Below are 13625 nucleotides of genomic sequence, written 5' to 3' on the forward strand. Positions count from 1 at the left end.
GCGGCGCGGCGCCCGCTACAGCACCGGCAGGTTCTTCCGCAGCTCGAACGCCGTGACCTCGGAGCGGTACTCCTCCCACTCCTGCTTCTTGTTGCGCAGGAAGAAGTCGTACACGTGCTCCCCCAGGGTCTCCGCGACCAGTTCCGAGCGTTCCATCAGGGCGATGGCCTCGCCGAGGTTCTGGGGAAGGGGTTCGATGCCCATGGCGCGGCGTTCGGCGTCGGAGAGGGCCCAGACGTCGTCGTCGGCGCCCGGGGGAAGCTCGTAGCCCTCCTCGATGCCCTTCAGGCCCGCCGCCAGGAGGACCGCGTAGGTGAGGTAGGGGTTGGCGCCCGAGTCGATGGAGCGGACCTCCACGCGCGCCGAGCCCGTCTTGCCGGGCTTGTACATCGGGACGCGGATGAGGGCCGAGCGGTTGTTGTGGCCCCAGCAGATGTAGGAGGGGGCCTCGCCGCCGGCGCCCGCGGTGCGCTCCGAGCCGCCCCAGATGCGCTTGTAGGAGTTGACCCACTGGTTGGTGACCGCGGAGATCTCGGCGGCGTGGCGCAGCAGGCCCGCGATGAAGGAGCGGCCGACCTTCGAGAGCTGGTACTCGGCGCCGGACTCGTAGAACGCGTTCCGGTCGCCCTCGAAGAGGGAGAGGTGGGTGTGCATGCCCGAGCCCGGGTACTCCGAGAACGGCTTCGGCATGAAGGTGGCCTGGACGCCCTGTTCAAGGGCCACCTGCTTCATCACCAGGCGGAACGTCATGATGTTGTCGGCCGTGGAGAGCGCGTCCGCGTAGCGCAGGTCGATCTCCTGCTGGCCCGGCGCGCCCTCGTGGTGGCTGAACTCCACCGAGATGCCCATCGACTCCAGCATGGTGATCGCCTGGCGGCGGAAGTCCATGCCCACGTTCTGCGGGGTGTGGTCGAAGTAGCCCGAGTTGTCGGCGGGCGTCGGGCGCGAGCCGTCCAGGGGCTTGTTCTTCAGCAGGAAGAACTCGATCTCGGGGTGCGTGTAGAAGGTGAAGCCCAGGTCGGACGTCTTGGCGAGGGCCCGCTTGAGGACGTAGCGCGGGTCCGCGAAGGACGGCGAGCCGTCGGGCATGAGGATGTCGCAGAACATCCGGGCGGTGCCCGGGGCCTCCGCGCGCCAGGGCAGGACCTGGAAGGTCCCGGGGTCCGGCTTGGCGATCATGTCGGACTCGTAGACCCGGGCGAACCCCTCGATGGCAGAGCCGTCGAAGCCGATTCCCTCATCAAACGCCTGTTCCAACTCGGCGGGGGCCACGGCGACCGACTTGAGGAAGCCCAGCACATCCGTGAACCACAGGCGTACGAACCGGATGTCGCGCTCCTCCAGGGTCCGGAGCACGAATTCCTGCTGCTTGTCCATCTTCCGCTTCCACCCATCCTTGCTGGTCAGGCCACCTGCTCCGGGGACGTGGAGGCGCCCGGCCCCATCCCACCACACGCCCGTTTCGTTCGCGTTGCCGACCTTGATCGTCCTTGATCGGCCGGTGTCGTGTTCATAGTGCCCGTTGCACCCCCCAGGGCCATAGTGCCTGCCGCCCTCGGCACGGACGACAGCCACCTCCCACGCAGGCCGTTTCGCGCACTACGATCAGCGGGCCCGCCCGTCTCGCCCTTTCCGCAGAAGGACATGCCATGGGTTCCGCCAAGAAGACCTCCGCCTCTCCCGCCAAGGACCGCAAGGGCCGCATAGAGGAGATGCGCCGCGCCGAGCGCGCCCGCGCCCGGCGCGGCCGGATCGCCGTGATCTCGGTGAGCACGGTCGTCGTGGCCGCCCTGATAGGAGTCACCGCGTGGGCCGTGACGAAGAGCAATGACGACGACAAGCCGGACGCCAAGGCGCCGAGCGGCTCCGGTCACTTCTCCTACGACAAGGACGGCGTCGGCACCTGGAGCGAGAAGCTCACGCGCAACCATGTCACCAAGAAGGTCGCCTACCCGATGAACCCGCCGGTCGGCGGCGACCACCACCCGGTGTGGATGAACTGCAACGGTGACGTCTACGACAAGGCGATCCCGAACGAGAACGCCGTGCACGCCCTGGAGCACGGGTCCGTCTGGGTGACGTACACCGACAAGGCCGCCGAGAAGGACGTCAAGGCGCTCGCCACGAAGGTCAAGAGCACGCCGTACTCGCTCATGAGCCCGGTCGAGGACCAGAAGGACCCGATCATGCTCAGCGCCTGGGGGCACCAGCGGACGGTGAAGAGCGCGTCGGACCCCGCCGTCGCCTCGTTCTTCTCGACGTTCGTGCAGGGCAAGCAGACCCCCGAGCCGGGCGCCTCGTGCACGGGCGGTCTCTCCAAGTGACGCGCAGGACGACAGGGTGGCTGGTGTCCGTGGCCGCGGCGGTCGCCGTGGCCGCGGGCGCCGTCACCTACGCGGCCGCCGACGGGGACGGCGGCCCGGCCGATCTGAAGGTGCCGGCGGCCGAGTCCGCGGACGCCGGGTTCGCGCGGGACATGGCCGTGCACCATCAGCAGGCCGTCGAGATGTCGTACATCGTGCGCGACCGGACCGAGGACGAGGAGGTGCGCCGCCTCGCCTACGACATCGCGCAGACGCAGGCCAACCAGCGCGGGATGATGCTCGGCTGGCTCGACCTGTGGGAGCTGCCGAAGGTGTCGGAGAAGGCGCCGATGGCGTGGATGGGGATGGGCGACGCGCCGGCCGGCGAGGACGGGGCGCTGATGCCCGGCATGGCCACCGACCGGCAGATGGCGGCGCTCGGCATGGCCCGCGGGCGCGCGGCCGAGATCATGTACCTGCGGCTGATGATCGCCCACCACAAGGGCGGCGTGCACATGGCCGAGGGGTGCGTGAAGCTGTGCGTCGTCGGGGCCGAGCGGCGGCTCGCGCGCGGGATGGTGGCCTCGCAGCAGTCCGAGATCGACCTGATGACGGACATGCTGAAGGACCGGGGAGCGACGGTGTCTACGACACCCTGAGCGGCGGCGCCCCGGTCAAATCGGCCGTTTCCGATCGGACTTGACGTGACTTGACCCCTTCTTGGCCGCCGCATTCCCCCGACGTGAACGGTTCCTGGCAAGAGTGAGGCCCCTGCGTGTGCGTTACACGCGGTTCGCACCATGCGCACCTCGCCCAGGGGTTCCATGAGACCAGGGGGTTCTATGAGATCCATCCGCGGTTCGCGCCGCACCCGCGCCGGTCTGAGCCTGGCGGCGACCCTGCCGCTCCTCGCCGGCGCGCTCGCCCTCGCCGCCCCGGCCGCCCAGGCCGACAGCGGCCGCGCCGCCCTCGCCGGCACCAAGCCGCTGTGGGCCACCGGCACGGCCGACAAGGGCGCGACGGCCGACAGCAACAGGGTCACCGCCCGCGTCTACCTCGCCGGGCGGAACGCCGCCGGACTGGCCGCCTACGCGAAGGCCGTCTCCGACCCGTCCTCCGCCTCCTACGGCAAGTACCTCAGCGCGAAGCAGGCGCGGGAACGGTTCGGCGCCACCAAGGCGCAGATAGCCGAGGTCACGAAGTGGCTCACGTCCTCGGGCCTCACCGTGACCGGCACCACCCAGCACTACATATCCGTCTCCGGTGACGTCGCCGCCGCCGAGAAGGCGTTCGGCACCCAGCTCCACAACTACGCCAAGGGCAAGCACACCTACCGGGCCCCCGCGGGCACCGCGTCCGTGCCGCGCTCCCTCCACGGCGCCGTGCTCACCGTCACCGGCCTGGACAGCGCCCCCCACAAGGCCGCCCACCAGGACGAACTCCCGCCACCCGACGCGGTGTTCCGCAACGCCGGGCCGTTCTCCTCCTACTACGGCTCCAACATCGCCGAGAAGCTGCCCACCGCGTACGGCAAGAAGGTCCCGTACGCCGTCAAGGGCTACACCGGCAAGCAACTGCGCGCCGCCTACGGTGCGGGCAAGGCCACCGGCAAGGGCGTACGGGTCGCCATCACCGACGCGTACGCCTCGCCGACCATCGCGAAGGACGCGAAGACGTACGCGGCCAAGCACGGTGACGCGCCGTACGCCAAGGGCCAGCTCAAGCAGGTCCTTCCCGCCGACTACACCAAGACCGAGGAGTGCGGCGCCGCCGGCTGGTACGGCGAGGAGACCCTCGACGTCGAAGCCGTGCACGCGGTCGCGCCCAAGGCCGACATCACCTACGTCGGCGCCGCCTCCTGCTACGACGACGACCTGCTCGACTCCCTCGCCACCATCGTCGACAAGCACCTCGCCGACATCGTCTCCAACTCCTGGGGCGACATCGAGGCCAACCAGACGCCGCAGCTCGCCGCCGCGTACGACCGGGTCTTCCAGCTCGGCGCGGTCCAGGGCATCGGCTTCTACTTCTCCTCCGGCGACAACGGCGACGAAGTCGCCAACACCGGGGTCAAGCAGGTCGACACCCCCGCCAACTCCGCGTGGGTCACCGCGGTCGGCGGCACCTCGCTCGCCGTCGGCAAGGGCGACACGTACCAGTGGGAGACCGGCTGGGGCACCCTCAAGGCCAACCTCTCCGCCGACGGCAAGAGCTGGGTCGACTTCCCCGGCGCGTACACCTCCGGTGCGGGGGGCGGTACGAGCCGTACCGTCGCGCAGCCGTACTACCAGAAGGGCGTCGTCCCGAGCGCCTTGGCGCGCGCCAACGGTGGGCTGAACCGGGTCGTCCCCGACATCGCCGCCATCGCCGACCCCAACACCGGGTTCCTCGTCGGGCAGACGCAGACCATGCCGGACGGATCACTCGGGTACGACGAGTACCGCATCGGCGGTACGTCGCTGGCCGCGCCCGTCATCGCCGGTGTGCAGGCGCTCGCGCAGCAGTCGCGGGGCGGGCGGGCCATCGGGTTCGCCAACCCGGCGATCTACGACCGGTACGGCTCGCGGGTCTACCACGATGTGACGGACCACCCGGTGAAGGGTGACCTCGCGGTCGCGCGGGTGGACTTCGCCAACGGGTACGACGCGGCGGAGGGGTTGCTGACCTCTGTACGCAGCCTGGGGAAGGATTCCTCCCTCAAGGCGGTCCGGGGCTATGACGATGTCACCGGGGTCGGGTCGCCGGCGCTCGGGTATGTGGCGTCCTGGGGGCGCGGGCGATAGTTCTGCGGGCGTTCGGCTCGGGGGGTTGCTTCGGGTTAGGCCCTCTGGGGGGCGGGGTTCTGTTGCGGCGGTGGCTTCGGTGCGGGTGCACCACGGCTGATCGCGCAGTTCCCCGCGCCCCTGGCGCCTTCCCGTCTGCCGAGCGCGGCCTCGTGGGCGACTCACGGTCGCATCGTGGTTGCTCGCGCCGTTCCCCGCGCCCCCGGCGCCTTCCCGTCTGCCCAGCGCGGCCTCGTGGGCGACTCACGGTCGCATCGTGGTTGCTCGCGCCGTTCCCCGCGCCCCTGGAGGCGTGCGGCTTCGCCGCGCCTCCATCGGGAGATGGCTCTGAGATGGCGCACGAAGTGCGCATCTCAGGGGCGCGGGGAACTGCGCGACCAGCCACGACGGCGCGGCACCCGGCAACGAGACAGAGCCACGCAGACGCCGGCACCCGCGCGGGCGGCGCCTCACACGCTGGTGTCGGTCGGCTCCCGCTCCGCAGGAACATGGCTCGCGATCAGGCGCCCCGGGCCCAACCGCACCGTGGCCCGCCGAGCGTCGACAACATACGCGAGCGCAGCCACACCGAGGCCCAGGACGGCCAGCGCCGCCCCGGTAAGCGCCGGGGACGTGACGCCCAGGCCCGCCGCGAGGGCGAGGCCGCCGAGCCAGGCGCCGCCCGCGTTGGCCAGGTTGAACGCCGCCTGGTTGGCGGACGAGGCGAGGGACGGCGCGGCGGACGCCTTCTCCATCACCATGAGCTGGAGCGGCGACCCGGTGACGAACGCCGCCGTGCCGAGCAGCAGCACGCCGAGCCCCGCGCTCCACTCCGTACGCATGAGGACCGGGAACAGGGCGAGGACGGCGACGAGGGACGTGAGGCCGCCGAAGAGGGTGCCGCGCAGGGAGTGGTCGGCGAGGCGGCCCCCGGCGAGGTTGCCGGCGGTGGCGCCGACGCCGAACAGGGCGAGCAGCAGCGTCACGCTGGACTCGGCGAACCCGGCGCTGTCCGTGAGCATCGGCGTGATGTAGCTGTACGCCGAGAAGAGCGCCCCGAACCCGGCGACGGTGGTGCCGAGCGCGAGCCAGACGGGGAGCGAGCGGAGCGCCCGGAGTTCGCCGCGGACGCCGACGGCGGAGCCGTGCCCGTGGTCGGCGGGGACGAGCGCCGCGAGGGCGGCGATCGCGGCGACGCCGATGGCGCTGACGGTGAGGAAGGTGGCGCGCCAGCCGAGCTGCTGCCCCATGGCGGTGGCGACGGGGACGCCGACGATGTTGGCGACGGTCAGGCCGAGGAACATCAGCGACACGGAGCGGGCTTTGCGTTCGGGCGCGACGAGGGAGGTCGCGACGACGGCGCCGACGCCGAAGAAGGCGCCGTGCGGCAGCCCGCTGACGAAGCGCGCGAGCAGCAGCCAGTGGTGGTCGGGGGCGACGGCGGAGACCGCGTTGCCGACGACGAAGAGGACCATGAGCCCGATGAGGACGCGGCGGCGCGGCATGCGGGCGGTGAGGGCGGCGAGGAGCGGGGCGCCGATGACGACGCCGAGCGCGTAGGCGGAGACGAGGTGTCCGGCGGCGGGGATCGAGATGTGGAGGTCGTCCGCGACGTCGGGCAGCAGGCCCATCATCACGAACTCGGTCGTGCCGATGCCGAAGGCGCCCACGGCGAGCGCGAGCAGGGCGAGGGGCATGAGAAATCGTCCAAAGGGAGTGGGGACACAGGGGGACACAGGGAGCGGGGCTGAACTCATTAGTTTACGTACGGAACAAAGTGTCCCGCACGCAGTATTCCGGCAGGTAAAAGCCCTGTGACACCTTGCGAAACCCCGCGGGGCTCAGAACCCCCGCGTCACAGCGTGACCCGCGCCGCGATCGGCAGATGGTCGCTCCCGGTCTCGGGCAGCGTCCACGACGAGACCGGTTCCACGCCCTTGACCAGGATCTGGTCGATGCGGGCCATCGGGAACGAGGCGGGCCAGCTGAAGCCGAAGCCGCTGCCCGCCGCGCCCTGGGTGGAGCGCATCTGGGAGGTGATGGCGGTGAGGGCGCGGTCGTTCATGGTGCCGTTGAGGTCGCCGAGCAGGACGACCTTGCCGAGCGGCTCGTCGGAGATCGCCTCGCCCAGCGCGTTCGCGCTCTTGTCGCGCTGGCTGGCGGTGAACCCGGAGTTGAGCTTGACCCGTACCGAGGGCATGTGGGCCACGTAGACGGCGATGTCGCCCTTCGGCGTCGCGACGGTGGAGCGCATGGCGCGGGTCCAGCCCAGCCGGATGTTGACGGGCTTGGTCGCCGAGAGCGGGTACTTGCTCCACAGGCCGACGGTGCCCTGCACCGAGTGGTAGGGGTAGGCCGACCTGAGCGCCTTCTCGTACGTGGGTACGGCCCTGGCCGTCAGCTCCTCCAGGGCGAGGATCTCGGCACCGGAGGCGGCGACGTCCCTGGCGGTGCCGACGGGGTCGGCGTTGTCCGCGTTGACGTTGTGCGTGGCGACGGTGAGGTCGCCGCCGCCGCCCTGCTTGTCGGTGAGCAGGCCGCCGAAGCCGCTGAACCAGACGACCGTCGGGACGAGCAGCGCGACGAGCGCGGTCGCCGACTTCCGCAGCACCCCGAGGATCAGCAGCACGGGGAGGAACACGCCGAGCCACGGCAGGAACGTCTCGATCAGCGAGCCGAGGTTGCCGACGCTGTTGGGGATCTGCGCGTGCAGCAGCATGACGAGTGCGAGGAGCACCGCGACGGCCGCGAGGACGATGCCGCGGCGCCACAGACCGCGGTCGGTCCGCAGCCGGCGGCCGAGACCGCGCAGGCGGTCACCCGGCCCGGTGTGCCGGGTCTCCTGGCCGTTCGCCGTGTCGGTGTCGTACGCCTGCGCCATACCGTCGTCGCCTCACTGCCGTGCCCGCCGTTCCTGCCCGAAAAACCCTAGGGGATGAGCGGCGGCTTTCTGTCCCGTCACACCCCGATCGGGCGGGGTCCTTGACGTCCGTACGGCCACGATGACGAGCGGCACGGCGTCCGGAGTTCCGGACAGGGCGCCGGGATGGGCCGCTTGTGACGAAACGCGCACATTCAGCGCGGGTCTCCGGCGCGCAGTCCGGCGAGGGCGAGGTCGACGATCCGCTCCGCGAGGTCGTCGGCGAGAGGCATGTCACTCCGCATGATGGAGCGCAGCAGCATGGGTCCGGTGAGGAGGTCGTTGGCGAGCTCGATGTCGGTGTCCGGGGGCAGCTCGCCGTCGGCGACGCCGCGCCGCAGCACGTCGTGCATGGTGCGGCGGCGCGGGTCGATGACGATCTCGTGGTACGCGTCCCAGAGCCGCGGCAGGGTCTTCATCTGCGCGAACACGTTGTGCAGCAGCACCGATCTGCGCATGGACAGACCGCGCTTGCGCAGGTGTTCGAGGAGGCAGACGAGGTCGTCCCGCATGGACGTGCCGGGCAGTTCCGGGTCGGGGACCTCGATGGAGCGCAGGACGTCGACGAAGAGTTCCTCCTTGCCGCTCCAGCGCCGGTAGATGGTGGCCTTGCCGACGCCCGCGGTCCGGGCGATCCGCTCGATGGACAGTTCGGCGAGCGGGACGCCCTCCTCCAGGAGCATGACGACGCCCTCGACGATGGCCTGCTCCACCGCCTCGCTGCGGGGGCGGCCCCTGACCGGCGCCTCGGGCTCCGCCGTCCCGGGCTGCGGGGGCGGTGTCGGCGTGCCGGGACTCCTGTGCCGTCGCGCCTGCCGCCCGGCCCATTCCGTGTCCACGCCTCCGCCTTTCCGCCACGCCCCGGAATCCGGCACTCCGCCGGCTTCCGGGGTGATTGTCTCAGCGCCGCCGGGGACCGCTCGCGTACGGGCGGCCCGTCAGTGGCCCGCCCCGACCTTCTCCGTCTCCCCCGGCTGCCCTTCGGGCGCGGCCGGAACCCTGCCGGGCAGGAACAGGGCGGTGACGACGGCGCTGATCAGGGCGACGCCCGCGCCCCACAGGGCGGTGACGTGCATGGCGTGCAGGAACGAGTCGTTGGCGGCGCCGACCAGGCTCTCGGCGCGCGGCCCGAGCTTCTGGGCGACACCGAGCGTGGCCTCGATGGAGCCGCCCGCGGTGTCCCGCAGGCCGGGCGGGAGCAGGCCGAGCTTGTCCTCGATGCCGCTGCGGTAGGCGGTGGAGAGCACGGAGCCGAGGACGGCGATCCCTAGCGCGCCGCCGACCTGCCGGAAGGTGTTGCTGAGCGCGGACGCGGAGCCGGCCTTCTCGCGCGGCAGCGCCTGCATGATCACGACGCTGGTCGGGGTCATGACGTGCGCCATGCCCGTGCCCATCAGGAAGAACATGACCTCCAGGAGCCAGATCGGGGTGTCCGCGTCGAGGATGGTGAAGGCGGCCAGCATGCCCGCGAGCAGGACGAGCCCCCCAGTGGTGGTGGCCCGTACGCCGATCTTGTCGACGACGATCCGGGCGCGCGGCGCGAAGATCAGCTGGGCCACGGCGAGCGGCAGCATCAGGGCGCCGGTCTGCAGCGGCGAGTACCCGCGCACGCTCTGCGTGTAGAAGACGGAGAAGAAGGTGACGCCCATCAGCGCGAAGAAGACCAGGGCGATGGCGGCGATCGCGGCCGAGAACACCTTGTTCTTGAAGTAGTCGATGTCGATCGAGGGGTGGTCGCTGCGCTTCTCGTAGACCACGAAGGCGGCGAGCACGACGAGCCCGGCGACGATGGTGGCGAGGACCTGGGCGCCGGTGAAGTCGCCCTCGTCGCCGCCCTTGATGATCCCGTAGACGAGCAGGACGAGTCCGACGATGGACAGGGCCACGCCGACGAGGTCGATGCGGCCCGGCTTCGGGTCCTTGGAGTCGGGCACGAGCGCGAGCATCAGGATGACGGCGAGGATCACGATCGGCACGTTGACCAGGAAGACCGAGCCCCACCAGAAGTGGTCGAGGAGCAGACCGCCGGTGATCGGGCCGATGGCGATGGCGAGGCCGACGCCGCCCGCCCAGATGCCGATGGCCTTGGGCTGCTCCTCGCGCTCGAAGACGTTCATGAGCACGGCGAGCGTGGCCGGCATGACGAAGGCGGCGCCGAGCCCCATCAGCGCGCGGAACGCGATGAGCTGGACCGGGGAGCCGGACTCGGCGGCGAGCGCGGAGCCCACGCCGAACACGACGAGGCCCCCGATGAGCACCTTCTTGCGGCCGAGCCGGTCGCCGAGCAGCCCGGCGGTGAACAGCAGGCCCGCGAAGACGAGGGTGTAGGCGTTGATGGCCCATTCGAGCTCGCTCTGGGTGGCGCCGAGGCCGGTGGGCGCGGGCGTCGAGATCGTCTTGATCGCGACGTTGAGGATCGAGTTGTCGAGGACGACGATCAGCAGGCTCAGCATGAGCACGCCGAGGATCGCCCATCGGCGGCGATGCACGGCCTCCGGTACACGCGGAGCCGCTGGGGCGGCAGGACTGGTCATGTGTACGACCCTAGCCCCGTTTCGATACGGTCCCGTCTCGTATTGAAATCAGGGACAAAGCCTTACCGAGCCTTTGCGACGGCATTGCCGGGGAGGGGGCCTGGCGCGCGGGCGGCACGCGGTGCCACCATGGGAAGCGATCCGGGGACGCCGTCAGGGCGCCTCGAGACGACATGAAGGAGCCGTTGCGATGACGCAACTCCAGGCTGCCCAGACACCGGCCACCGACAGCAGCAACCCCAAGGCGCTGTACGGGGGCAAGGGCACCCGGCGCATCACGGTGCGCGACATCACCCTCGCCAAGGAGCGGGGCGAGAAGTGGCCGATGCTCACCGCGTACGACGCGATGACGGCATCGGTCTTCGACGAGGCCGGCATCCCCGTGATGCTGGTCGGCGACTCGGCGGGCAACTGCCACCTCGGCTACGACACCACCGTCCCGGTCACCCTCGACCAGCTCACCATGCTCTCCGCCGCCGTCGTGCGCGGCACGAGCCGGGCGCTGATCGTCGGCGACCTGCCCTTCGGCTCCTACCAGGAGGGCCCGGTCCAGGCGCTGCGCTCCGCCATGCGCCTGGTGAAGGAGGCGGGCGTCGGCGCGGTCAAGCTGGAGGGCGGCGAGCGCTCGCACGACCAGATCAAGCTGCTCGTCGAGGCGGGCATCCCGGTCATGGCCCACATCGGCCTGACCCCGCAGTCCGTCAACACCATGGGCTACCGGGTGCAGGGGCGCGGCGAGGAGGCGGCGCAGCAGTTGCTGCGCGACGCGAAGGCGGTGCAGGACGCGGGCGCGTTCGCCGTCGTCCTCGAACTGGTCCCGGCGGAGCTGGCCGCCGAGGTCACCCGGGTCCTGCACATCCCGACGGTCGGCATCGGCGCGGGCCCGGAGACGGACGCCCAGGTCCTGGTCTGGACGGACGCACTCGGCCTCACCGGGGGCAAGATGCCGCGCTTCGTGAAGCAGTACGCCAACCTGCGCACGGTGATGTCCGACGCGGCGAAGGCGTTTGCGGAGGACGTGGTCGGCGGAACGTTCCCTCTGGAGGAGCACTCCGTCCACTGATGCGCGGCATGCGCCCTTGAGCCATAGCGGCACCAACGCGGCCCGTCGATCTTCCCCCGTCGACGGGCCGCGGCCGTTCTGTCGGCGATATATCGGCGATCGTTCTTGTCTGTCGGCCCGCTGTCGGCGACTTGTCGGTGGCGGCTGGCACCTTGGTGCCCATGACGCGAATCGACAAGAATCCCGGCGACAGCGGCCGCCCGGTGGCCGTGTCCGTGCGGGGACTGGTCAAGCACTACGGCGCGACCAAGGCCCTCGACGGCGTGGACCTCGACGTCCACGAAGGCACCGTGATGGGTGTCCTCGGCCCCAACGGCGCGGGCAAGACCACCCTCGTCCGCTGCCTGTCCACCCTCATCACCCCCGACTCCGGCACGGCGGTCGTCGCCGGCTACGACGCGGTGAAGCAGCCCCGGCAACTGCGCCGCGTGATAGGGCTCACCGGCCAGTACGCCTCGGTCGACGAGAAGCTCTCGGGCCGCGAGAACCTGTACATGATCGGGCGCCTGCTCGACCTGTCCAGGAAGGAGGCGCGCAGCCGCGCCGACTCCCTCCTGGAGCGGTTCTCCCTCACCGACGCGGCGACCCGCCCCGCCAAGACGTACTCCGGCGGCATGCGCCGCCGCCTCGACCTCGCGGCCTCGATGATCGGCCGCCCGCACGTCCTCTACCTGGACGAGCCGACGACCGGCCTCGACCCCCGCACCCGCAACGAGGTGTGGGACGAGGTCCGGTCGATGGTGCGGGACGGCGTGACCGTCCTGCTCACCACCCAGTACATGGAGGAGGCCGAGCAGCTCGCCTCCGAGCTGACCGTCATCGACCGCGGCCAGGTCATCGCGGGCGGCGGCATCGAGGAGCTGAAGGCGAAGGTCGGCGGGCGCACCCTGCGCATCCGCCCGGCCGACCCGCTCGAACTGCGCCCGCTCGCGGCGGCCCTCGACGACATGGGCCTGACCGGCCTCGCCGCCTCCACGATCGACACCTCGACCGACACCGTCCTGGTCCCGATCCTCAGCGACGAGCAGCTCACCGCCGTCGTCGGCGCGGTCACCGCGCGCGGGATCACCATCGGCTCCATCACCACCGAACTGCCCAGCCTGGACGAGGTGTTCCTCTCCATCACCGGCGAGAAGGCGTCCGCGCCGCAGGACGCCCGCCCCGCACTCCAGGAGGTCGCCGTATGAGCACCACCACCTTGTCCCCCACGACCGCTCCCACCATCAAGGTCGACGCCGACCCCCGGATCGGGCTGCGCGGCCATCTGCGCCACACCGGCGCCCTCATCCGCCGCAACCTGCTGTGGATCAAGCAGGACCCGGAGTCGATGTTCGACGCCGTCCTGATGCCCGTCGTCTTCACCCTGCTGTTCGTCTACGTCTTCGGCGGCTCGATCGGCCAGTCGCTCGGCGGCGGCCAGCAGCAGTACGTGCAGTACGTGATCCCCGGCATGGTCGCGATGATGAGCATGAACATCGCGCAGGGCGTCGGCACCGGCTTCAACGAGGACTTCCACAAAGGCATCATGGACCGCTTCCGGTCCCTGCCCATCGGCCGCGGCTCGGTCCTGATCGCCAAGATCGCGGTGGAGCTGCTGCGGCTGCTGACCGCCACCACGGTCCTGATGGTCGTCGCGGTGCTCGTCGGCTTCGACATCAACGGCCACTGGGCCGGTCTGCTCGCCGCGGTCGGACTGTCCGCGCTGTTCGGCTCCGCCATCATGTGGATCTTCCTGGTCCTCGGCGTGACCATGAAGAACGCCCAGTCCGTGCAGGCGATGGGCTTCCTGGTGATGATGCCGCTGCAGTTCGGCTCGTCGATCTTCGCCCCGCCGAGCTCCATGCCGGGCTGGCTGGAGAACTTCACGAAGTACAACCCCATGTCCGGGCTGGCGGACGCGGCCCGCGGCCTGATGGTCGGCGGCAAGTTCCCGGTCGCCCACGGCCTGTGGGTGACGCTCGCCTGGACGGCGGGCCTGACGGTCGTCATGGCGCCGGTCGCCATCCGCAAGTTCACCAAGAAGAGCTGAGCGCCCGCTGGGAT

The 13625-nt window shown here is 70.6% G+C and carries 11 protein-coding genes; 6 read left to right on the forward strand and 5 right to left on the reverse strand.

Annotation, left to right across the window (positions count from 1 at the left end):
- Window positions 1-15: 15 nt before the first annotated feature.
- A complete protein-coding gene (gene glnA / locus ABZ877_RS13520; RefSeq protein ID WP_361069183.1) occupies window positions 16-1377 on the reverse strand; it encodes a type I glutamate--ammonia ligase in 1362 nt (453 codons plus the stop codon).
- A gap of 272 nt (window positions 1378-1649) precedes the next feature.
- Between glnA and ABZ877_RS13525 the strand changes: the two genes are divergently transcribed.
- From ABZ877_RS13525 to ABZ877_RS13535, 3 genes are all read left to right on the forward strand, one after another.
- Window positions 1650-2324: a DUF3105 domain-containing protein gene (locus ABZ877_RS13525; protein ID WP_361069185.1), complete on the forward strand. Its 675-nt coding sequence runs from the start codon at window positions 1650-1652 to the stop codon at window positions 2322-2324.
- Window positions 2321-2962 (forward strand): DUF305 domain-containing protein, encoded by a 642-nt coding sequence (locus ABZ877_RS13530; protein ID WP_361069188.1) that lies wholly within the window; start codon window positions 2321-2323, stop codon window positions 2960-2962. The genes ABZ877_RS13525 and ABZ877_RS13530 overlap by 4 nt, the downstream gene beginning before the upstream one ends.
- 183 nt (window positions 2963-3145) lie before the next feature.
- The gene (locus ABZ877_RS13535; protein WP_361069191.1) at window positions 3146-5086 is read left to right on the forward strand and encodes a S53 family peptidase; all 1941 of its coding nucleotides are present in this window, start codon (window positions 3146-3148) and stop codon (window positions 5084-5086) included.
- A gap of 449 nt (window positions 5087-5535) precedes the next feature.
- Here the strand turns inward: ABZ877_RS13535 and ABZ877_RS13540 are convergent, their stop codons facing one another.
- From ABZ877_RS13540 to ABZ877_RS13555, 4 genes are all read right to left on the reverse strand, one after another.
- Window positions 5536-6762: an MFS transporter gene (locus ABZ877_RS13540; protein WP_361069193.1), complete on the reverse strand. Its 1227-nt coding sequence runs from the start codon at window positions 6760-6762 to the stop codon at window positions 5536-5538.
- A 158-nt stretch (window positions 6763-6920) separates the two neighbouring features.
- On the reverse strand, window positions 6921-7946 hold the full coding sequence (locus tag ABZ877_RS13545) for an endonuclease/exonuclease/phosphatase family protein (protein ID WP_361069196.1): 1026 nt from the start codon (window positions 7944-7946) through the stop codon (window positions 6921-6923).
- Window positions 7947-8140: 194 nt separating this feature from the next.
- A complete protein-coding gene (locus tag ABZ877_RS13550; protein WP_361069199.1) occupies window positions 8141-8824 on the reverse strand; it encodes a TetR/AcrR family transcriptional regulator in 684 nt (227 codons plus the stop codon).
- Window positions 8825-8923: 99 nt separating this feature from the next.
- Window positions 8924-10519: a DHA2 family efflux MFS transporter permease subunit gene (locus ABZ877_RS13555; RefSeq protein ID WP_361069201.1), complete on the reverse strand. Its 1596-nt coding sequence runs from the start codon at window positions 10517-10519 to the stop codon at window positions 8924-8926.
- Window positions 10520-10709: 190 nt separating this feature from the next.
- Here ABZ877_RS13555 and panB point away from each other — a divergent pair, with 190 nt between their 5' ends.
- The 3 genes from panB (at window position 10710) to ABZ877_RS13570 (ending at window position 13611) form a co-directional block, all read left to right on the forward strand.
- Window positions 10710-11582 carry a 3-methyl-2-oxobutanoate hydroxymethyltransferase gene (panB, locus tag ABZ877_RS13560; RefSeq protein ID WP_361069204.1) on the forward strand — a complete coding sequence of 291 codons (873 nt, stop codon included), beginning with the start codon at window positions 10710-10712 and terminating at the stop codon, window positions 11580-11582.
- A 161-nt stretch (window positions 11583-11743) separates the two neighbouring features.
- Window positions 11744-12769 (forward strand): ATP-binding cassette domain-containing protein, encoded by a 1026-nt coding sequence (locus ABZ877_RS13565; protein ID WP_361069207.1) that lies wholly within the window; start codon window positions 11744-11746, stop codon window positions 12767-12769.
- Window positions 12766-13611 carry an ABC transporter permease gene (locus ABZ877_RS13570; RefSeq protein WP_361069209.1) on the forward strand — a complete coding sequence of 282 codons (846 nt, stop codon included), beginning with the start codon at window positions 12766-12768 and terminating at the stop codon, window positions 13609-13611. The genes ABZ877_RS13565 and ABZ877_RS13570 overlap by 4 nt, the downstream gene beginning before the upstream one ends.
- Window positions 13612-13625: the final 14 nt, after the last annotated feature.

This window comes from Streptomyces sp. NPDC046939, from assembly GCF_040644575.1.
Taxonomy (GTDB): Bacteria; Actinomycetota; Actinomycetes; order Streptomycetales; family Streptomycetaceae; genus Streptomyces.